This is a genomic window from Streptomyces argenteolus, from assembly GCF_042902585.1.
Classification (GTDB): domain Bacteria; phylum Actinomycetota; class Actinomycetes; order Streptomycetales; family Streptomycetaceae; genus Streptomyces; species Streptomyces argenteolus.
The window spans coordinates 636,054-657,684 of record NZ_JBIBEG010000003.1 but is presented as its reverse complement, the minus strand read 5'-3'; the positions used below and the strand labels follow the sequence as shown (position 1 = coordinate 657,684).

General features: G+C 72.1%; 13 protein-coding genes. 12 read left to right on the top strand and 1 reads right to left on the bottom strand.

Annotated features, from left to right (window positions below):
- Positions 1 to 368 precede the first annotated feature (368 nt).
- From ACFY8O_RS15360 to ACFY8O_RS15345, 4 genes are all read left to right on the top strand, one after another.
- Entirely contained in the window at positions 369 to 1,169 is an 801-nt protein-coding gene (locus ACFY8O_RS15360) for a type VII secretion system-associated protein (protein WP_387902554.1), read from the top strand.
- Positions 1,166 to 2,530, top strand: coding sequence for a ricin-type beta-trefoil lectin domain protein (locus ACFY8O_RS15355; protein ID WP_387902255.1), 1,365 nt, complete (start codon positions 1,166 to 1,168; stop codon positions 2,528 to 2,530). Before ACFY8O_RS15360 ends, ACFY8O_RS15355 begins: the two co-directional genes overlap by 4 nt.
- 147 nt (positions 2,531 to 2,677) lie before the next feature.
- On the top strand, positions 2,678 to 5,989 hold the full coding sequence (locus tag ACFY8O_RS15350; protein WP_387902254.1) for a right-handed parallel beta-helix repeat-containing protein: 3,312 nt from the start codon (positions 2,678 to 2,680) through the stop codon (positions 5,987 to 5,989).
- Positions 5,986 to 7,233 (top strand): S8 family serine peptidase, encoded by a 1,248-nt coding sequence (locus ACFY8O_RS15345; protein WP_387902251.1) that lies wholly within the window; start codon positions 5,986 to 5,988, stop codon positions 7,231 to 7,233. Before ACFY8O_RS15350 ends, ACFY8O_RS15345 begins: the two co-directional genes overlap by 4 nt.
- A 370-nt stretch (positions 7,234 to 7,603) precedes the next feature.
- Here the strand turns inward: ACFY8O_RS15345 and eccCa are convergent, their stop codons facing one another.
- A complete protein-coding gene (gene eccCa / locus ACFY8O_RS15340) occupies positions 7,604 to 11,602 on the bottom strand; it encodes a type VII secretion protein EccCa (protein ID WP_387902249.1) in 3,999 nt (1,332 codons plus the stop codon).
- A gap of 454 nt (positions 11,603 to 12,056) precedes the next feature.
- Between eccCa and eccD the strand changes: the two genes are divergently transcribed.
- The 8 genes from eccD (at position 12,057) to ACFY8O_RS15300 (ending at position 21,556) form a co-directional block, all read left to right on the top strand.
- Entirely contained in the window at positions 12,057 to 13,463 is a 1,407-nt protein-coding gene (gene eccD / locus ACFY8O_RS15335) for a type VII secretion integral membrane protein EccD (protein ID WP_387902246.1), read from the top strand.
- A 44-nt stretch (positions 13,464 to 13,507) separates the two neighbouring features.
- Positions 13,508 to 15,091, top strand: coding sequence for a type VII secretion protein EccB (eccB, locus tag ACFY8O_RS15330; protein ID WP_387902245.1), 1,584 nt, complete (start codon positions 13,508 to 13,510; stop codon positions 15,089 to 15,091).
- A 442-nt stretch (positions 15,092 to 15,533) separates the two neighbouring features.
- On the top strand, positions 15,534 to 15,869 hold the full coding sequence (locus ACFY8O_RS15325) for a hypothetical protein (RefSeq protein WP_145805774.1): 336 nt from the start codon (positions 15,534 to 15,536) through the stop codon (positions 15,867 to 15,869).
- A gap of 86 nt (positions 15,870 to 15,955) precedes the next feature.
- Complete coding sequence (locus tag ACFY8O_RS15320; protein ID WP_145805772.1) at positions 15,956 to 16,264, top strand: WXG100 family type VII secretion target; 309 nt, start codon at positions 15,956 to 15,958, stop codon at positions 16,262 to 16,264.
- A 149-nt stretch (positions 16,265 to 16,413) separates the two neighbouring features.
- The gene (locus ACFY8O_RS15315) at positions 16,414 to 16,878 is read left to right on the top strand and encodes a type VII secretion system-associated protein (protein ID WP_145805771.1); all 465 of its coding nucleotides are present in this window, start codon (positions 16,414 to 16,416) and stop codon (positions 16,876 to 16,878) included.
- A gap of 103 nt (positions 16,879 to 16,981) precedes the next feature.
- A complete protein-coding gene (locus ACFY8O_RS15310) occupies positions 16,982 to 20,542 on the top strand; it encodes an AAWKG family protein (RefSeq protein WP_387902242.1) in 3,561 nt (1,186 codons plus the stop codon).
- 184 nt (positions 20,543 to 20,726) lie between these two features.
- On the top strand, positions 20,727 to 21,182 hold the full coding sequence (locus tag ACFY8O_RS15305; protein WP_387902240.1) for a YbaB/EbfC family nucleoid-associated protein: 456 nt from the start codon (positions 20,727 to 20,729) through the stop codon (positions 21,180 to 21,182).
- 2 nt (positions 21,183 to 21,184) lie between these two features.
- On the top strand, positions 21,185 to 21,556 hold the full coding sequence (locus ACFY8O_RS15300) for a hypothetical protein (RefSeq protein WP_145805765.1): 372 nt from the start codon (positions 21,185 to 21,187) through the stop codon (positions 21,554 to 21,556).
- Positions 21,557 to 21,631 lie beyond the last annotated feature (75 nt).

Below are 21,631 nucleotides of genomic sequence, written 5' to 3'. Positions count from 1 at the left end.
CGCAGGCCGATCCGACACCATACGAGCTGCGAGGAGTTCCAGGAGCCCACGTTCCGGGCGTGCGGACGGAAGGCGGGGAACGCCGAAGTAGCCGATGGCGTAGCCAACTTAGCCCGTCCCGTGCACGGCGGTCGCACCTCCCCGCCACGACCGGGCGCACGTTTGTCCCCCGACGCCTCACTGGTCCCGGAAAGTTCCCGATCCGGGCAGAGAACGGGCACGTGGGAGCCCGATACGGACCTTTCCCCGCCGCCAACGGGCGGGACCCGTGTGGCATCCTGGTGGCATCCCGATCTGATCAAGTGTCGATGCGTGCGTACGCCGTTCGGCACCCATGCACGCGTACGGAAGCAAGAGCTCAGGTGGAGATGCGGCCCGGAGAACGGCAAGCGGCCCGGCACGGCGCCCCGGCCGTCGCACCCGTCGGCACCGGCCCGGCCGTGGCCCCCTTCGCCGACGCGGACACCGACGCCGAGGCCGACACCTCCGGCATACCCGAGGCCGTGCGGGCCGCTGCCCGTCGGGCTCCGGGTCACTGGATCGGAGTGGTCGACCCCGGGTGGACCGAGGAGCGGACGCCGCCGGAGTGGGCGGTGCTGGGGGAGTGGCAGTCGGACGAGACCGGGGGAGTCGGGGAGTACCGCGCCAACCCCGCGTACAGGCCCTCCGCGCGTGTACTCGGCTGGCCGGAACCCACGGACCCCGTGGACGCGGCGTCGCAGCGAGCCGCCACGGGGTACGGCTCCACCGACGAGGCGATCGCCGCGCTCGCGGAGGCGGACGTCACCGTGATGCGCGGGCCGGACGGTGGGCCGCTCACCGCCACCGGACGGGACGGGGCGCCGATGATCCTTGTGTTCACCTCATCAGCACACGAGTTCATGTCCGCGGAACTTCACCATGACATCGTGCCCGCGAGGGATCTGGCCCGTTCACCGCACGGTCCCGGCACCCTGTTGCTGGTCAACGCCGGGGCAGCGGCGCCGCTGCTCGTCCCGGCGGACAGCCTGCTCGCCCCCGTGCGCGGGACGGTACCCGCGGTGGACCAGGCCTCGGCCCTGTCCTCCGGCGCGGCGGGAGACGCCGGAACTCCGGCGTGGACCCTCGCGACGGACCGGACCGACCACTCAGCTGCACCCTGGCCCCACACCACAGGGAGGACCCCGTGACGCGTTCGACCGAGCACCCCTCCGTCTCCCCCGAGGCTCGCGCGGAGTCCGGTTCCGAGGCCGGGACGACGGCCTCGCCCACCACGCCGGTCGTGTCCACCTCGCCTTCCGCGCCCGCGAAGGACACGAAGGCAGCCCGGGCCCCCCAGGCCGCGGGGGCGACAAGGGGCGCGGAGCCCGTGACGTCGGCCGAAGCCGGGCAGGCTCCCGAGGCCGCCGCGACAGCCGAAGCCGCAGCGACGCCGGGACCGGTCCAGGAAGAAGCCGCCCCGTCGGAACCCACGACGCCGGAAGCGGAGAAGGGCGCGGAGCCGACCGGTGCGCCGGTATCCGCCACTGCCGCCGCCGCGCCTGCCACCGCCGCGACGGCCGAAGCCACGACGACCGCGTCCGCCACCACCGGGCCCGGGGCCGCCTCCGGCACCCGGCCGGAGGCCGGGACCGAACCCGCATCCCGGGCCGGTGCGGGCCCCGACTCCGACACCGGCGCCACCGCCGCGGCCCAGAGCCGGTTGCCCTCGCTCGTGCGGACCATGACCGCGACCGCGATCGGCCGGCCGCAGCAGGAGGCCGGACCGGTCGGCCGTCCGGGCAAGGCCGTGCTGGCCGGTGCGGCGGTCGCCGGTGCGCTCCTCGTGTCGGTGCCGTTCCTCGTGCTCGCCGGCAACGACGACAAGGGCCCCGAGAAGCCGTCGGCACTGGCGGCCGGAACCGTGCTCGACGGCAGCGGGCAGGAGGCGCCCGGAGAATTCGCCGTCACGGCGCCCGAGACCAGCTCCGCCGCCGAACCGGACAAGGGCGACGGCACGTCCGCCGGGCCGAAACAGCACCTTCCCGCGCCCTCCCCGGAGGAGAGCACGCAGAAGGCCACGCCGAAGAAGCCCGCCGAGGAGAAGAAGCCGGAGCGGAAGAGCGACAGCCAGGGATCGGGCAGTGCGAAGTCCCAGGCCGCGCCCGCAGCCCCGGCCGTCACCTTCAGCGCTCCGGTCTCGCTGCGGAGCCACCTCTCCGGCCGCTGCATCGACGTACCGGACCACGATTTCAGCGACGGCAAGGCGCTGCACGTGTGGGACTGCAACAACGCCCCCGCGCAGCAGTGGCGGTTCGCCTCCGACGGCACCATCCGCATCAAGGACAAGTGCCTGGACGTGGCCAACGCCAACTTCAGCGACGGCACCGTCATCCAGATCGCCTGGTGCAACGGCAACGCCGCTCAGAAGTTCACGCTGAACGGCGCCCACGACCTGGTCAACACCGTCGTCGGCATGTGTGTCGACATCGCGGGCGCCAACCGGAACAACGGGGCGGCCCTGCAGTTGCTGAAGTGCTCGGGCAACCCCGCCCAGAAGTGGAGTACCTGACGGGGCCCCGATCCGCCGGGGGTGCCGCCCCCGGAACCGTACGCCCCGGGGACGGGGCATGATGGCACCGTCGGCTCCCCCGGCACGCGTCCCCGGACAGGAGGGGGACGTCCGTCGAAGACGTCGCCGTAGCAAGGAGGTTGGTGCGTGTCGCGCCAGGTACTGTCGGTCGGCCCCGGGGACCGTTGTTCGACGATCGGTGAAGCCCTCGCCATGGCCCGTACCGGTGCGCTCATCAGCATCCGGCCCGGGACGTACACGGAGAATCTGGTGATCCACACCAGGGTCACCCTCACCGCCGCCGAAGGACGGGGCACGGTGGAGATCCGGCCGCGCTCCGGCAGCGTGGTCGCGCTGCGCGCGGACGCCGTGATGCTCTCCGAGCTGACCCTGCGCGGCGGCGACGCCGAACTGCCCGCGGTGGACGTGCGGCGCGGTCAGGCGGCCTTCGACGGCTGTGAGATAGTCGGCGCCGCCTGGACCGCGATGCTGGCCGGCGGCACGGGATCCCTCGCGCTGCGGGACTGCCGTGTGAGCAACCCGCAGGGCGCCGGCATCGTGGTGACCTCGACGACGCCCACCACCGTGGAGTCCTGCACGCTCGAGCACCTGGGGACCAGCGGCCTGGTCCTCGCCGAGCAGGGCGAGGCCCGCGTCCGTGACTGCACGGTCCGCGACGCCCGCGGCAACGGACTGCTCGCCAACGGCGACACCCGCGGCAGTGTCGAGGACTGCGACATATCCTCCACCGACAAGCCCTCCATCGCCCTGGAACAGAACTGCGCCGTCTCGGTGGTCCGCACCGTGGTGCACGACACCAGCACCGGCGTGCACCTGAGCAGCGCGGGCCGTACGACGCTGGAGGACGTCCGGGTCACCGGCGCCTCCGGGAACGGGATCACCCTCGCGGGGGGCACCGACCCGGTGCTGCGCCGCTGCCGGGTCTCGCGCGTGCGCGGCCACGGTGTGCTGGTGACCGACCGGGCGCGCGGCACCTTCGAGGACTGCTGGGTGGACGGCGCGCAGGGTGCGGCGCTCAGGGTCGCCGGGGCGGCCTCCCCGGCACTCACCGGCCTGACCGTCCGTGACTGCGACGGCGCCGGACTGCTCCTGGAGGAGGACTCGGCACCGGAACTCGACCGCTTGGAGGTGATCGGCGGCTCGCCCTCGGTCGCGGTGCTCGGTGGCGCCAATCCACTGCTGCGCCGGGCCCGCCTGGTGGAACCCTCCGGCGACGGCATCGCGGCCACCCGGGACGCCCGCGGCCGGGCCGAGGACTGCGAGATCATCCGGCCGAGGGGCGCCGGTGTGCGTGTGGCCTCCGGCAGCACCCTCTACCTGGCCGGCGGCGGAGTCTCGGACACCACCACCAGCGGACTGGTCGTCGAGGACGGTGGCAACGTCACCGTCCGCGACTTCCGCGTCGAGATGTCCGGTGAGGAGGGGGTGGTGGTCGCCGGAGGGGGCGAGCTGACCGCCAACCGCACCTCGGTGCACGCCGCCAAGGGCCACGGCTTCATGCTGCACGAGGGCGCGCTCGCCTCGCTCAGCGGCTGCGAGGTCACCGGGGGCGCCCAGGACGGCTTCCGGGTGGAGTCGACCGCGCCGGTCTCGCTCGTCAACTGCCTCGCGAGGGAGAACGAGGGCGGCGGCCTCGTCCAGACCGCGCCCGGCGAACGCCTCGCCGTGGAGGGCCTGAACAGCACGGGCAACGGCAAGCGTGACGCCTGGGGGACCGGCAGCGCGGAGAACACCGACCCGGCCGGTTCGGGTGCGGCGGACGGGCCCGCGACCGACCGCGCCGACGGGCCGCTCGGCGCCCTCAACGCGCTGATCGGCCTGGAGAACGTCAAGCACCAGGTGCGTACGCTGGTCAACCTGACCCAGCTCGCCCAGCGCCGTGAACAACTCGGCATGCCCGCACCGCCGATGAGCCGCCACCTGGTCTTCGCGGGCCCTCCGGGAACCGGCAAGACCACCGTAGCCCGGCTCTACGGGGCGATCCTGGCGGAACTGGGGTCGCTGCGCAGCGGGCACCTGGTCGAGGTCTCCCGCGCCGACCTGGTCGCCCAGGTCGTCGGCGGGACGGCGATCAAGACCTCCGAGACCTTTCAACGGGCCCTTGGCGGGGTGCTGTTCATCGACGAGGCGTACACGCTGACCGCCGACAGCGGCAACGGCGGCGCCGACTTCGGGCGGGAGGCGGTGGACACCCTCCTGAAGCTGATGGAGGACCACCGCGACGACGTGGTGGTGGTCGCGGCCGGTTACTCCCGCGAGATGGACTCCTTCCTCGGCTCCAACCCCGGCCTGGCATCGCGCTTCTCACGGACGGTCGAGTTCGAGAACTACTCGGTGCCCGAACTGGTCGCGATCATGGAGAACATGTGCGGCCAGCACCAGTACGAGCTGGGCGAGGGCACCGCCGAGGCGCTCGCCGCCCACTTCGGGGCGATGCCGAGGGACGCTGGCTTCGGCAACGGGCGTGCCGCGCGCGGGGTGTTCGAGGAGATGGTCGACAGACAGGCGATCCGGCTCTCCGCACAGACGCAGGTGGGCGAGCGTGATCTTCGCCTGCTCCTTCCGGAGGACGTGTCCGTCGCCGCCGCCGCCAAGGCCACCGAAGCCGCCGTACCGGCCGACGACCCCCTGACGCGTCTCGGCGACATGATCGGCCTGGCCGAGGTGAAGCGCGACGTGGCGGACCTGGTCAACCTCATCACCACGGCCCGCCACCGTGCCGCGGCCGGGCTGCCGGTCCCCTCGCTCAGCCACCACCTGGTCTTCACGGGCCCGCCCGGCACCGGAAAGACCACCATCGCCCGGCTCTACGGCGAGATCCTCACCCAGCTGGGCATCCTCGACTGGGGCCAGCTGGTCGAGGCCGCGCGGGCCGATCTGGTCGGCCGCTACATCGGACATACCGCCCAGCTCACCCGAGAGGTCTTCGAACGGGCGCGCGGCGGCGTGCTGTTCATCGACGAGGCCTACACCCTCACACCACGTGGCGGCGGCGCCGACTTCGGCCAGGAGGCGGTGGACACCCTGCTGAAGCTGATGGAGGACCACCGCGAGGACGTCGTCGTCATCGTCGCCGGCTACACCGACGAGATGGAACGCTTCCTCGCCTCCAACCCGGGCCTCTCCTCCCGCTTCCCGCGCCGGATCGCCTTCGCGGACTACTCCTCCGAGGAACTGGTCACCATCGTGCGCACCCAGGCCACGCACATGGGCTACGAGTGCGGGCCAGGCACCGGGCCGCTGCTCAAGGAGTACTTCGACTCGCTGCCCAGGGACCGCTCCTTCGGCAACGCCCGGCTGGCCCGCCAGGTGGTCGAGTCGATGGTCACCCGGCAGGCCGGACGTCTCAGTTCGCTGGCCGCGCCCACCCTGGACGACCTGCGCATCCTGCTTCCCGCGGACGTCACCGCCGTGGCACCGGAGGTGGCCCCCCGATGAGGCCTCCCGCCCGGGGAATCGCCCGCCTGCTGTCCGGTGCGGGCCTCGCCGCGACCCTGCTGCTGCCCCTGGGGGTCCCGGCCCAGGCCGAACCACTCTCACGGATCCCGGCGGCCGAGGGGGACAAGGGCCAGGAGCTGCCCGGCATGCCCTCCGCGCTGGATCCGGGGGACGAGGAGGTGGTCTGCACGCCCGCGTCCCGGGAGAAGGCGAAGAAGCGGGACTGGTCACGCCAGCGCCTGGACCTGGACCGGCTGCACCGGCACAGCACCGGCGAGGGCGTGACCGTGGCACTGATCGACACAGGAGTCGCGCCCGGCGCCGAGGGGCTCGACGGCCGGGTCTCCGCCGACGGCACGGCAGCCGACGACTGCGTCGGCCACGGCACCTTCCTGGCCGGCCTGATCGCCGGGACGGGAGGGGACAGCCCGCGTCTGGCGGGGGTCGCACCGGGTGCGAAGATCCTTGCGCTGCGCGGTACGGACCGGCGCGGACAGGCGAATTCAGCCCTGGTCGTGGAGGCGCTGCGTGCGGCGACCGAGGCCGAGGCCGACGTGATCGCGGTCGCGGTGGCCCTGCCGCGCCAGGACGCGGCCCTGAGCGGCGCGGTCGCGGACGCCCGCCGGGCGGGCGCCGTGGTGGTGGCCGCCGCGACCCCCGACCCGCCCTCCCGGGGCGGCGACGAGGAGACACCGCCCCGTACGTACTGGCCGGCCGGCGAACCCGGCGTCCTCTCGGTCGCCGGCATGCTGCCCGGCGGTGCCCGCCCGGACGGCTCCCTGCCCACCGACGGCATCGATCTGGCAGCCCCGGGCGCGGGGGTGGTCTCCGGCGGACCACGCGGCGACGGACACTACCTCGGGGGCGGGGTCCCGGTGGCCACCGCCTACGCCGCCGGCGCGGCGGCCGTGGTCCGGGCCGCCCACCCCGACGAGTCGCCCGACGCGGTCGTCCGCAGGCTGACCGCCACCGCCTACCCCGCCGACATTCCGCAGCTCGATCCGTACGCCGCCGTCACCACGGTCCTCGGCGACTCGCCCGTGCCCGCCGGCGCGGAGCGCGCCGCCGCCCCCGTGACCGTCCGCGACACCTCGGGTGCCGACCGCGCGGCGGGCCGAGCGGTCCTGATCGTCCTGCTCGGCTCCGCCACGGTCCTCGCCCTGCTCTGGGCCGCCTTCACCTTCTCCCGGGCCCGCACCCGGGGCTGGCGCCCGGCGGGACCCTCCGGGGCGGGAGGGGACTGAGCGAACGTCTTCGGCATGCGTGTCGAAGACGCCGGCCCCAGCGGGCTCAGTCCGCCGGTGTGGGCGTCGTTCCACCGGGCTCCGGTTCGGTCTGCCGGTTCGGGCGTCGCGCCCACCGGGCTCGGGGTTCGTCTGCCGGTGCGGACGCTCCGTCACTCCTCGGCGTACCGGCGCGACTTCGTCGCCGGGCCGTACGCAGTCGCTCCGTCGACTCAGGGGGCCTGGATTTCGGGGCCGGGCCCTCACCGTACGGCTGTCCAGCCCACGCACCGTCCGTCCGGGTAAGGCCTGGCCCCGCACCGCCGCTCCGCACGGCGGAGGCGGGGGTCACCTCGGGCGGCCCCCGCCTCCGCCGTGCGGTCGTGCCGTCTCAGTCCCGCTGCCCCCGGCTCTCCTCCATCAGGGCCGTCTGCATCAGCCGCGGCCGTCGGCGGGCGATGTGAAGGGCCCGGCCGGGCGGCAGGTTCAAGGGCTTCGCGTCGCCGAAGAGGCGGCCTTCGGTGGGCGGGCAGGACAGCAGGACGGCGGGGTTGTTGGCCTCGTCGAGACGCCGGACGAGACCGTCGCTGAGCCCCCGGCCGGCGCCCATGGCGCTGCGGGCGACGACCAGGTGCAGGCCCATCTCGAAGCCGAGGGTCAGATTCTCGAAGAGCGGCTCGAACGGACTCTGGAAGGAGTTGCCCGAGACCATGTCGTAGTCGTCGACCAGGATGAAGAGCCGCGGGCCGGTCCACCAGTCGCACTGGCGCATACGGGCGGGCGCGATGTCCGCGCCGGGAACGCGGCCCTTCATGGCGCGGGCGGCGCCCTCGATCGTCTCGTTGAGGTTGTCCAGGGAGATCACGTGCCCGATGCGGTACTCCTCGGGGACCGCGTCCACGAGGGTGCGGCGGTAGTCCACCACGATGATCTTCGCCTCGTCCGGGGCGTACCGGTCGGTGATCCCCCTGGAGACACGGCGCAGCAGGTTGGTCTTCCCGCTCTCCGTGTCGCCGACCACGATCAGGTGCGGGGTCCGGCTGAAGTCGTGCCAGACCGGTTCCAGGGCGTCCTGGTCGATGCCGAGCGCGAGGCGCATGCCGCCGCCCTCGGTGGACTCGGGGGCGGGCAGATCGGAGAGCGGGAGGCGGTGCGGCAACATCCTGACCTGCGGGGCGGTCGCGCCGCTCCAGTGACGTGAGATCTCGGCGACCAGATGGGCGACTCCCTCCCCGAGGTCGTCGAGCGAACCGCTGCCGTCCAGGCGGGGCAGTCCGGCGAGGAAGTGCATCTTGCTGTCGGCGGTGATGCCCCGGCCACCGCTGCGCGGCACCGAGCGGGCCTTGCGGGTGTCGATCTCGGAGTCCATCGGGTCGCCCATCCGCAGTTCGAGGCGGGTGGCGGCCTGGTCACGGACCTGGGCCGACAGCTCCACCCAGCGGGTGGTCGTGATGAGCAGGTGGATGCCGTAGTTGAGGCCACGGGCCGCGAGTTCGTTGAACTTCGGGATCAGGTCGTCGTAGTCCTGGCGGACCGTGGACCAGCCGTCGACGACCATGAACACGTCGCCGAAGGGCTCGTCGGGGAACTCCCCGGCGGCCCGGCGGCGACGGTAGGACTGCATGGAGTCCAGCGTGTGGTCCACGAAGAACTGCTCGCGCCGGGCGAGCAGCGTCATCACCTCGGCGACGGCCCGGTGCACCCGCTCGGGGTTGAGCCGCGCCGCGACGCCGCCGACGTGAGGGAGCGCCGCGAGCTGCGAGAGGCCGCCACCGCCGAAGTCGAGGCAGTAGAACTGGACCTCGGCAGGGGTGTGCGTGAGGGCGAGGGCGGCGATCAGGGTACGGGCCAGAGTGGACTTGCCGCTCTGCGAGCCGCCCGCGACCGCGACGTGGCCGCCGGCTCCCGAGAGGTCGACGATCAGCGGGTCGCGGCGCTGCTCGAAGGGCTTGTCGACGAGACCGACGGGCACCCGCAGCCTGCCGTTGCCCGGCCAGCCGGCGGCGGTGAGGCCGCGTTCCGGGTCGGGAGCGATGCCCGGCAGCAGGACGTCCAGCGGGGAAGGCTCGTCCAGCGGCGGCAGCCACACCTGGTGGGCGGCGGGGCCGGAGTCCCGGAGCCGGCCGAGGGCCACGTCGAGCAGCGCCTCCTCGTCCTCGGCCTCCCCGGCCTCCGGCTCCGGCTCGGGCACGGCCGGCAGGGCACGCGGGACCACCCATCCGCTGGTCCACGGCGCCACCTGGCTGGCCACCCGGGCCTGCACCACCGCGCCCGTGCGCCGCCGGTACGTCCCCGAGGAGTACGCCGCGCGGAACCGGGTCAGGGCCTCCACCCCCGACTTCAGGTAGCCGCTGCCGGGCTGGGCCGGCAACTCGTAGGCGTCGGGCACCCCGAGGACGCCCCGGCTCTCCATGGCGGAGAAGGTGCGCAGGCCGATGCGGTACGACAGGTGGCTCTCCAGCTGATGCATGCGGCCCTCGTCCAGCCGCTGCGAGGCGAGCAGCAGATGCACCCCGAGGGAGCGCCCGAGACGGCCGATCATCACGAAGAGGTCCATGAACTCGCGGTGGGTGGAGAGGAGTTCGCTGAACTCGTCGACCACGACGAACAGGCTCGGCAGCGGGGTGAGACCGGCGCCGCCCGCGCGTGCCCGCTCGTACTCCAGGGCGGAGGTGTAGTTGCCGGCGGCGCGCAACAGCTCCTGGCGCCGGATCAGTTCGCCGTGCAACGCGTCCTGCATGCGCTCCACCAGCGCGACCTCGTCGGCGAGATTGGTGATGACCGCCGAGGTGTGGGGGAGTTCCTCCAGGCCGAGGAAGGTGGCGCCGCCCTTGAAGTCGACCAGGACGAAGTTGAGCGTCTCGGAGGAGTTGGTCAGCGCGAGACCGAGCACGAGGGTGCGCAGGAGTTCACTCTTGCCGGACCCGGTGGCGCCGATGAGCATGCCGTGGGGGCCCATCCCGCCCTGCGCGGACTCCTTGATGTCGAGCTCCACCGGGCGCCCGTCCACCCCGACGGCGATCGGCACCCGCAGCCGGGCGGAGCCGGTGTGCCGCTCGAAGAGGGTGCGCGGGTCGTGCCGGTGCAGATCGGGGATGCCGAGCAGGGTGGTCAGCTCGACGTCGGTGTCCAGCGGCTGGGCGATGTCGGTGCCCAGACTCATCCGCCGCGGGGTGATCAGCCGGGCGAGCGACTCCGCGCCGAGCGGGCCGAGCCGGTCCGGGCGCCCCAGCGGGACGGAGCGCTCCTTGCGGCTGCGGTCGGTGCGCACCAGGCTCACCTGGTCGGGTCCGACGGTCAGGCGCAGCGTGTTGCGCCCGGGGCGCCAGCGCAGCGCCCCGGAGACGTCGAGGGCCAGGGCGTTGCGGTAGCCGTGTCCCTCCCAGCGGTGGCCCTCGGGGACGGTGACACCGTCCAGGACGACGACCGTGTAGGGCTCGTCCCGGCCCGGGCGCCCCTCCGGGTCGAAGCCCGGGCGCTCGGCGAACTCCGCGCCGAGCAGGTCGTCCAGCTCGGTCAGGTCGGCGGTGATCCGGCGGGCCTGACCCGCGCCGTCCTCCTCGTACGGGTCCAGGGCGTGCGGCAGCCACTTGACCCATTCCCAGTCGGCGCGGCGCTCGTCGCTCACACAGACGGCGAGCCACAGCTCCTCCGGTGCGTGGAACACCGCCAGCTGCCCGAGCATCGCGCGCACCAGCGCCCGTATCGCGTCCGTGCCGGCGCCGGCCGTGCCGCGCGACGAGGTGTCCGGCTCCCCGGGTTCGTCGCCCGCCCCCTCGGGACGCAGCAGGATCCGGGCCGAGGAGCGCAGATAGAGGCCGAGTGGCTGGTCGGGGATGGTGGAGTAGGCGCGGATGAAGCGCCGCAGGGCGTGCGCGCAGAGAGGTTCGAGGTCCTCGACCGGGCGGGTGGAGACCGGGTTCAGGCTCAGGGCCAGTTGCTGCTCGCCGACCGCGAGCCGGACCTCACCGAAGTCCTCGTCCGCCGGGCGGCGTTCCCACAGCCTGGACGTACGGGCCAGCGAGCGCAGGGACGCGGGCTCGGGGTGACGCCAGGCGAGCGCCCGCTGCTGCTCCGTGATGGTGGTCCGGACCCGCTTGCGGGTCTGCGCCAGATAGCGGAGGTAGTCGCGGCGCTCTCCCTTCAGGCGCTGTTTGCGCTCGCTGGAGCGGCGCATCAGCTGTCCCAGCAGCATGGCACCGGCGGAGAGCGCCATGACGCCCATCGCCAGATACATGAAGACGCCGTTGCCGCCGCCGGGCCGCAGGAACATCAGCATCATCGAGACCGACATCAGGGCCATCGGCAAATAAGTCCATATTGCCGAGGTGTCCGGAACTGTCTCGGCGAGGACCGGTGGTTCCTGGAGGGTCAATTGCCCTTCGGGCATCTCCGGTCCGCGCCTGCGGGCCGGTCGGCGAAACAGCACCACGCTCAAGGAACAGAACCTCCGGTTTCACTGGCCTTCCGGCCCGTACCGAATACCGGTGCGCCCGGTAGCGGGAAAGACCGCGCCGCCCTGATTCCCCGGCCGCGCAAGACGCGGGTGTACGGAGGGTGAATGGTGCGGGTGGATGGCGCGGGGACGGCCAACTCCCTTGACAGCCAATTGCATACCGGAAATGGAGACCGGTCCGCAGCACGACCCGGTGGTCGTAGGCAGTAGTCTGCATTCACGGAACACGACCTGTCCACGCGGGTGTGGTGGCAGCCGGGTGCGCGGCCCCAATTCCGCTGCCCGGTGACCCCGTTCCCGGCCGTGCGCACCTTCCGCATCGTTCCCGCGTCCCCCTCCCGGGGGCGTCCTCCTGTCAAAGCCTCCACGGAAGACGAGAGTTCAGCTGATGACCGACAGTGCGGTGGCCGAGACGTGCCGCCTGACCGTACGTGCGCCGAGCGTCTCCGTCGATCTGGCGGTCCCCGCCGACGTACCGGTCGCCGATCTGCTGCCCACGCTGCTGCGTTACGTCGGCGAAGAGGCCGAGGAGGCCGGACTGGACCACGCCGGCTGGGTGCTCCAGCGGCTCGGTGACGCCCCGCTCGACGAGGAGACCACCCTGGCCGGTGCCGGGCTCGCCGACGGCGCCGTGCTCTACCTGCGCCCGCACACCGAGGCGCTGCCGGAGGCGCGGCTCGACGACCTGGTGGACGGGATAGCCGAGACCGCGAGCCGCCGGCTGCACACCTGGCACCCCGGAGCCGCCCGTGGACTCCTGGTGGGAACCGCGGTGGCGACCGTGGCGGCCGCCCTCGTGCTGGTGTTCCGGCCCGGGGTGGCCGCCTCCGGATCCTCCCGGGCGGCCTGCGCGGCCGTGGCAGGGCTGCTGCTGCTCGCGGGAGCCGGCTCCGCCAGCCGCGCGGTCGGCGACCGCCTCTCCGCCACGGCGCTCGGCCTGCTGGTCGCCCCCTGCCTCGCACTGGCCGGCTGGGTGCTCCCCGGCGGTGACCTGACCGGGCCGGACGCGGCGAAGGTCGTGGGCGCGCGGCTGCTGGCCGCGGGCACGGCCGGAGCGGGCGGCGCGGTCATCGCGCTCGCCGCCACCGCGGTCGGCGCCCCCGCCCTGCTGGCCACCGCCGTCGTCTCCGTGGCCGCCGCGATCGCCGGGGCCCTGATGGGGTACACCGGGCTGGACATGCCGGCCGCCGTGGCGCTGGTCGCCGCGGTGATCGTGCTCGCCGCCGGGACGGTGGCGCCGTTCGCCTTCAAACTGGCCGGAATGCGGCTGCCCGCGCTGCCGTCGTCCGCCGGCCAGCTCCAGGAAGGCATCGACCCCTACGCGGGCGACGAGGTCGCCGCCCGCACCGAACTGGCCGGACGCTGGGTCACCGCGCTCTTCGCCGCCACCGGCACCGTGGTCGCACTGGCCCTGGCCGTTCTCGCCGAACGCCCCGACCTGCCCGAGGTGCTGACCGCGCTCACCCTGAGCCTGCTGCTGCTCCTGCACTGCCGCGGCCTCGTGCACATCGGGCAGCGGCTGACCCTGGCGGTGCCCGGCATCTGGGGACTGCTGCTGCTCGCCAGGGCCTGGGCGGTGGACAGCCACGGCGACGGGCGGACGGTGGTCTTCGCGGTGCTGCTCGCCGCGGCGGCCGCACTCGTGACCGCTTCCTGGATTGTGCCCGGCCGCCGGATGCTGCCGTACTGGGGCCGCGCGGCGGAGCTCGCACACACCGGCCTCGCCGTCGCGCTGCTGCCGCTCAGCCTGTGGGTGGCGGGCCTCTTCGGCTGGCTGCGCGGCCTGTTCGGCTGAGCACGCCCGCAGGCAGGACATGGGATACGAGTTGAGGAGAGGCTGTGCAGTCCAAGCGCGACCAGGTACAGGCCCACAGTTTCCTGATGGGCAGGCTCAGTTCGGGCCTGCTCACGGCCGACCCCGACGCCCCGGAGAGCCCGCTCGGACGCACCACCCGGGGGGTGGTCTTCGGGGTCCTGGTGACCGTCCTGATCGGCGCGGGTGCCACCGTCTACGGGCTGCTGCGTCCCGGCGGGAACGACAGCTGGCGCAAGGGTGAGCACCTGGTGGTCAACCGGGACACCGGGGCCCGCTACCTCTGGACCGGCACCGACGGCGTACTGCACCCGGTACGCAACTACGCCTCGGCGCGGCTGATCGGGGGCGCCGACCTGGCCACCGCGGACGTCGGCACCGCGTCCCTGCGCGACGTCCCCGTGGGCGCCCCCGCCGGCATACCGGGCGCACCGGACAGCGTGCCCGGGCCGGGGCAGCTCGACGACGGGCCCTGGCACATGTGCGTCACCGGGCCCGACGGAGCCCTGCCCAGCACCTCCGGTGCCGCGGTGGCCACCGGAGTCGAGAAGCCCGGGGCCACCACCGTGGTCGCCGGCGCGCCACTGGAGTCCCGCGACGTCGGCAGCGACAGCGGGGTGCTCGTCAGCGGCCCCGACGACACCGAGTACCTGGTGTGGCGCGGCAGCCGGCTGCCGCTGGACCGCGCGTCCGACGCCCGGAACGCCCTCGGTTACGCCTCCGAGCGGCCGATGCCGGTCTCGGCGGCCTTCCTCGACGCGCTGGCCCCCGGCCCCGTCCTGAAACCGCCCGCCGTCACGGGGCGCGGTCAGGAGGGGCCCGTACTCGGCGGCGAGGCGACCCGGGTGGGCCAGCTCTTCGAGGTCACCGTTCCCGGCGGCGGCAGCACCTACCATCTGCTCCGCGAGGACGGCCTGGTGCCGCTGACCCGGCTCGGTGCCGCGCTGGTGCTGGGGGACCCGGCCACCCAGAAGGACGCCTACCAGGGGCGGTCCCCGCAGGCCCGCACGCTCGGAGCGGACGCGCTGCGCACACACCGCGCCGAGGACTCCGGCCCCGCCGCGTCCGCGGAGCTGCCGGACGCGCCCCCGGCCCCGCAGTCCGCGCCGCGCGGTACCGCGCTCTGCGCGCAGGTGGACGGCGACAACGGCGGCACGCGGATCAGGTCGGTGCTCGTCCCGCTGGCCGGTCTCACCCCGGTCGTGGTGTCCGAGGGCACCGCCCAGCCCTTCCAGCGGGCCTGTGTGCGGACGGACGCCACGGTGGTGCGGCCGGGACACGGGGCCCTGGTCCGGGCCCTGCACGCGAGCGGCGCCGCGCACGCGGGGACCACCTACCTGGTGGCGGAGAACGGCGTGAAGTACCGGGTCCCCGCCAAGGACTCGCTCGCGGCGCTCGGATACTCGGCCGGGGACATCGGCTCCGTCCCCGCTCCGCTGCTCGCGGCCCTGCCCACCGGCGCGGACCTGGACCCGGCAGCGGCCTCCGGCGCGGTGGAGCCCGCGGTCACGGCTCCGAGATGCGCCACGGACGCGCGGCCGGGGGAGCGAGACGAGCAGGACGGGGCGGGCGCGGCGGGGGCGGCCGGGACGGGGGACTCCGCTTCCTGACCGGGAAGCGGCCGGAGACGGCGCCGGGAAAAAAGAAGTACGGACGGGGAAATCAGAACGCCGCACTCGGCGCCGCGTAAGGATTCGACATGCGCCGGGCGATGGGGGAAACCTCAGATAAAGCTCAGAAAATCGGCCGCCCGCGCGGAGAATCCCGCGGATGCGCGCATATCGACGGAAACAAACTGCCGGGGTGCCCGTTTGCCTTCCGTGCGTGCCCGTTTAACTGCCGTATCGCGTCTCCCGGCGGGCCGCCTGCCCGGATGGTTCGCCCGGACAGCATCTCGTGGAAACATTCGGGCAACTCCCGTGTCCCGCAGGGAATCCCGCAAGCTGACCTATGCTCAAATCTTCCCGACATGCGTTGCGCCGAGCGAGTGCCTTTCTTTAGCCTCAGCAGGCAACGGTGCAACGAGACCGGCCTCAACGAAGGGAGCGCGACATGGCGGACAGTGGCGCGAGGAAAGCGGATTATGCCAAGGGTCTGGGAGGTGTCTCCTCCCTGGAGTCGGCCCGTAGCGCGGTCGAGAAGGTTCAGAACAACGTCGCCGAGATTGCCGCGCGTTCGGGTGTCGGCGGCGACGAGGGCCAGGCCCTGCTGAAGCTCTTCCGCAGCTGGAACGCCGAGGCGCAGAAGGTCGTCGTGCAGATCAGCACGATGGTCGACGCGCTTCAGGAGAACGTGACCTCGGCCAACCGCCTGGCGAAGGAGAACCAGGACCTGACCGAGGTGCTCAACAGCAAGACCAGTCAGGGCGTCTTCGAAGCGCTGCGCTGACCCCCACCATGCGGCACCGGCCCCTTCCCGGGACGCCGGAATGAGCTTTCCGGGCCCCGCGGCCCGGCCGTCCGAGAGGAGACGTCATGGCCGACGGCATCATCGATGTGCAGTACTCCACAGTCCGGCACGCGATCGAGGAGCTGAAGGACCAGACCCAGCAGATCATCACCACCCTCAACAACCTGGAGGACGAGCTGAGGCCGCTCGTCACCTCCTGGGAGGGCGATGACCAGCAGATGTACCGCCAGGTGCAGGCGGAGTGGGACCAGGCGACCAAGAACATGGCCCTGCTCCTCGGGGACAGCGGCACGCTGGTCCAGAGCATCCACGACAACCACTCCCGTGACGAGCGCAAGAGCGCCGACAACTGGGGCAACGTGCGGGCCCGTTAGGCCGTGACCTCCCCCTCCGTCCGACCGGAGGGGTGCTCCCGGCACCCGCGCGCCCTGGCGCGCGGGTGCACCGGCCGGGCAGCCCCCGTGGGGCCGCCCGCCCGGACGTCCCGGACCCCGTCCGGCACCCAACGGCAGGAGGACGCCCCATGGCCGGCGAGAAGGCCGACGTCAAGCATTTCGACCTCAAGCAGATGGAGAACTTCCGGGACAACGAGGTGCAGCCGGTGTACACCGCCGCCAAGAAGCACCGAGAGGACGGCGACGGAGCGCACATCCGGCCGCTGGGCCACCTCGTCGACGGGCACACAACCCCGGACAACCTCGACCAGAACAAGCAGCTCCTGCGTATCGGCCGGATGGTGACCGAACCCCTCGTCTCGGGGCCGAAGCTGATCGAGGGCGTCCGTACGGCGGCCGAGGCCATCGACAAACTCCTGGGCGATCAGATGGACCTCTTCAAGGAACTGAAGGAGGCGCTCACGGAGACGATCGAGGAGGCGGGAAAGACCAAGGACAAGAACCTCGACGCGATCGACGCCCAGACGCTGCTCCAGACCTTCGACGAGGTCGACACGCTCACCAGCGGGTCGTCGGAGACAGAAGGAACCTGACGCGCGCGGGGAGCCAGGAACACCCGCGTGAGACACCCGGAAGTACACCCGCACGAGAAGGCCGTGTGCCGACACGGCCGCAACCGACCTGAAAGGGCGCCCGGTGGCCGATCGGTACGATCCCAACTCCGTCGCGAACATCGACAAGTTCGACAGTGCGGGCGACCCGTCGACCGACACCTGGGCCACCCTGGTCACCCACATCACGGGATATCCGGTACCGGACCGCAGCACCGTCTTCGACACGCTGCGCTCCGACCACGGCGGCAAGCTCTTCCGGATGGACATCAAGGAGCGCAGTCTCAGCCTGCTCGTCAAGGACTCCGGGTTCCTGACGAACAAGGGCGAGGACTACGACATCTGGTTCTTCGACAGCGGCAAGAAGCGGTCGATCATGCAGGCCCGCATCGTCTTCGAGGGACGTGTGAAGGCCGGTGACGAGATCATCTTCGCCGGCCCCGGCTCGGACAGCGTCCACGACGCGCAGGTCCGCGAGGGCAACGAGTTCACGGACTACAACAAGGACAAGATGAGCACCATCCCGCTCGCCCGGTACATGAACGGGCCGCGGGCGGCGCTCCTCGGGCTGCTGGGCGGGAACACGCAGGACGCCCGGTTCAGCAACCTGGGCGTGCCGGGAGCCGACGTCGTCGACCTCACGTCCTTCGACAGCACGGGAGAGTCCTTCGACTTCGCCGCCAAGTTCTTCAAGGACCACGCGACGGTCCTCAAGGACTGGGAGGACCGGTTCGGCAGGGACGACGCCAGCTGGAAGGGCGAGGCGGCGGAGGTCTTCCGCAGCCTGCTGAAGAAGATCCGCGAGAACTACGACAGTTACGTGGAGACCTTCAACTCCTCCGTAGGCACCGGGGACGAGACCGGCACGGGCAACACGGTGTACTCGCGCGCGCTGTCGCTGGGCCGTGGCTACCTGGAGGACTCCGCGAACAAGCTGCTGGACGCGTGGCTCACCTGGGCCAAGTCCTCCTACTACGACCCGCACCAGGTGCTGCGCTACGTCCTGGACGACCTGGCCCAGTGGGTGGACGCGAACAACGTCGCCAAGACGGACATCACCTCGTACACCACCCGATACAACACGACCGTCAGTCACAGCCCGCAGGGTGGTTTCTCCCAGGTCCACCCCGAGTACGGCGACCTCAGCGACATCGCGAACTGGGCGAAGGTCGGCGACAAGGCGGTCAAGATCTGGACCCAGGGTGTCGACGAGTACCTGGGCAAGCCCGCAGCCCAGGTGCAGTCGGCTCTGAACAACCACTTCCTGGAGCTCGGCGAGGACTTCTCCGACAACGTGCCCCAGCCGAAGTCGACCGGCACGGCCTCGGAGGAGTACGAGAAGAAGAAGCTGGAGGAGGAGAAGGAGGAGATCGACCGGCAGAACGAGGAGAACCGCAAGTACCAGGACGAGTTGCGCGAGGAGCAGGAGCGCCAGCGGGACGAGGACCGTAAGTACCAGGACGAGCTGCGCGAGGAACAGAACCGGCAGCGGGACGAGGACCGCAAGTACCAGGACGAGTTGCGCGAGGAGCAGCGCAAGGAGCAGGAGGAGGCGAAGAAGCTCCAGGACGACTTGCGTAACGAGCAGAACCAGCAGCGGGACGAGGACCGTAAGTACCAGGACGAGTTGCGCGAGGAGCAGCGCAAGGAGCAGGAGGAGGCGAAGAAGCTCCAGGACGACTTGCGTAACGAGCAGAACCAGCAGCGGGACGAGGACCGTAAGTACCAGGACGAGTTGCGGGAGGAACAGCGCAAGGAGCAGGAGGAGGCCAAGCGCGAGGCCGAGGAGCAGCAGAAGGCCGTGGAGGAGAGCCTCGGCGGACTCAACGACCCGAACGCGACCGGCACGGGCGATCTCGGTGGCCTCGACGAGCTGCTGAACGGGAACACCCCCGTCACGGAGAGCCTCGGCCTCGGAGATCCGAACGATCCGGTCACCACGAGTCTCGACGGCCTGGGGAACCTGAACAGCACGGGCGGGGACACCGACCAGCAGTTCGCGACACCTGCCCCCGTGAGCCAGAACCTGGGCAACCTCGGCGGGCTCAACAACGGCCCGGCCGGTGCGAACCGGTCCGCGGACGAGGCCAACCAGGCGATCACCCAGAACCTCGGGAACCTCGGCGACCTGAACAACGGTGCCGGCGGGTCCCTGGAGACTCCGACCGGTGGCAGCACCCGGCTGGGGGACGGTGGCCTGACGACGGACTTCGCGGACGGGAGCAGCAGTACGTTCCACCCGGACAGCGGGCTGGTCACCACCACACATCCGGACGGGAGTGTCACGACGCAGGACCTGGGCGACGGCGTCCGGCTGACGAACCCGGACGGGTCGGTCACCTCGCTCGGTGAGGACGGCAGGCTGACCACCACGTTCCCGGACGGGACGACCCAGATCGTGGATCCGGCGACGGGGCAGGCCACCTCCGTCGACCCGGACGGCACCACGACGACGCAGAACCTGGGCAGCCTCGGAGATCTGAACGGCCGGAGCGACCTCGCGGACCTGGGCGATCTCGGCGACATCGGCTCAGGCCTGCCCACCGAGTCGACGGGCGGCCTCGGAGACCTGAACGGCGGGAGCGGCCTCGGGGATCCGGGCGACCTGGGGAACCTCGGCACGGACGCGACCGGCCTGCCGACCCCCACCGGCGGGAACACCGCGCTCGTGAACGACGACTTCGCGACCACGTTCGCGGACGGAAGCCAGGGCGTCTTCGACCCCGAGAGCGGGATGTTCACCAGCACCGGCCCCGACGGCACCACCGTGGAGACCGATCTCACCCACGGGGCGCGGGTGACCAACCCGGACGGCTCCACCACCTTCCTGGACAACGGCATGCTGAACACCACGTTCCCCGACGGCACCACCCAGGTCATCGATCCGGAGACCGGCATCGCCACCGTCACCGACCCGCAGGGCAGGACGGAGACGGTGGACCTGAACAGCCTCAACACGGCGGGCGGCCGGGGGAGTTCAGGCAGCCTCGACGGTCTGGGTGATCTGGGCAGCCTCGACGGTCTCAACGGTCCCGGTGATCTGAGCGGTCTCGGCGATCCGGGCGGGCTGAACGCCGTCGGTGGTGGCAGCGGGAGCGGTGGCGGCACCGTCAGCCGGGACGTGCCGTTCTCCGAGCTGGGTATCGGCGGGGGGCAGTCCGTGACCGGGGCCTCGGGCGGCGGTCTCTCCGGAGCGGGCACCCTTTCCACGGACGGTACGGGCCCGGTCGCTCCCCTCTCGGACGGCGTCACCGGTGCGGGCGCCCCGCTGACGGCCGCCGCCACGGCCGGCGCGCCGGGCTCCCCCGGAATGCCCGGGAGCCCCGGCATGCCTATGGGCGGCGGCATGGGCGGCATGGGCGGAGGAGGCGAGAAGGGCAACGGCGAGCGCGTGCGCGCCGTCCTCGTCGACGCCGCGGAGGAGAGCGAACGCCGCAACCGCCGGCGGCGCAGCCCATGGAACCGCCAGGAGGACAGCGACACCTTCCTGGCTCCCGCCCCCCGCGTGGCGACCACCGGAGGCGACTCCCCGGCGGAGGAGGAGGAGCCGCGGCGGAGGTCGACCAGTTCGGCCGACTACCTGGAGGAGGACGCGGACGTGTGGGGCACCGAGGAGGGCGGCACCCCGGCCGTCATCGGCCGGTGACCCCCGCACGGCAGCCGCGCGGACACCGCGTGGACCGCAGGCGCGCACCGGCCCCGGCCTTCTGCCGGGAATCTCCACCAGGCATGATCAACAGGGTAGTTGAGGGGCCCAGGGCCCGGGCCGGCCGGGTGGGCGTCCGGCCGGGCGCACGGACAGAAGGACCGACGGAGAAGGGAGAGCGGCCATGACGGAACCGCTGGAGAAACGCCTGGAGAAGGCCATGGCCGAACTCCACGCAGCCCAGGAGGCGGTCGCGCGCACGGAACGCGAGTTGCGCTCGGCGTCGTTCTCCGCGCTCTCCTCCGACCGTGCGGTACGTGCCACGGCCGGCTCGCAGGGTGAGCTGAGCGGGATCGAGTTCCTGGAGAACAAGTACCGCGACATGTCACCGCAGGAGCTGGCGGCCAGCGTCCTGGAAGCGGCCGGTGTCGCGCGCAGGAAGATGAACCGGCACGTGATGCAGGCCATGGCGCCCTTCACCGAGCCCAGCAGCAACGTGCCGGAGCTGAAGGGCTTCGAGATGGACTGGGAGCGGATCTTCGGCCCCGAGGTGCTCCGCGAGGAGCCGGAGGACACGGCACGTGGTGGTCAGGCCGCCCCTGTGTGGCGGGACGCGCTCGGCGAAGAGGAGGAGGACTGACGATGGGACAGCGGTACTACGCGGATCCGCAGCGCATCGAGGCTCTGGCGCGGCAGCTGGAGGAGATCGGCACCCTGACCAGGAGCATGACCGAGGAGTTCCTCGACGAGCTGGCCCCCACGGTGAACTGGCCAGGTTCGGAAGGGGAGTTCGCGGAGAAGGCCAAGCCGCAGGAGCAGAAGGAACGGCAGACCACCAAGGACACCATGATGTCCATCCGCGATGCGCTGGTGGGCATCACCGACGCCACGGTCAGTCAGGTGCGGATGATGAAGGACACCCGCGACCACAACATCGAGAACGTCGAGCAGGGCACCAGCCGCATCGACACCGACGGATTCGACAGCGGCCCGGGCGGGCATGGCCGCCGCTGACCCGCGCACCGCCGGCCGCTCCCGTGTTCTGCCGGGAGCGGCCTCCCCGTGCTGCCCCGGTGGCCTCCAGGGCGG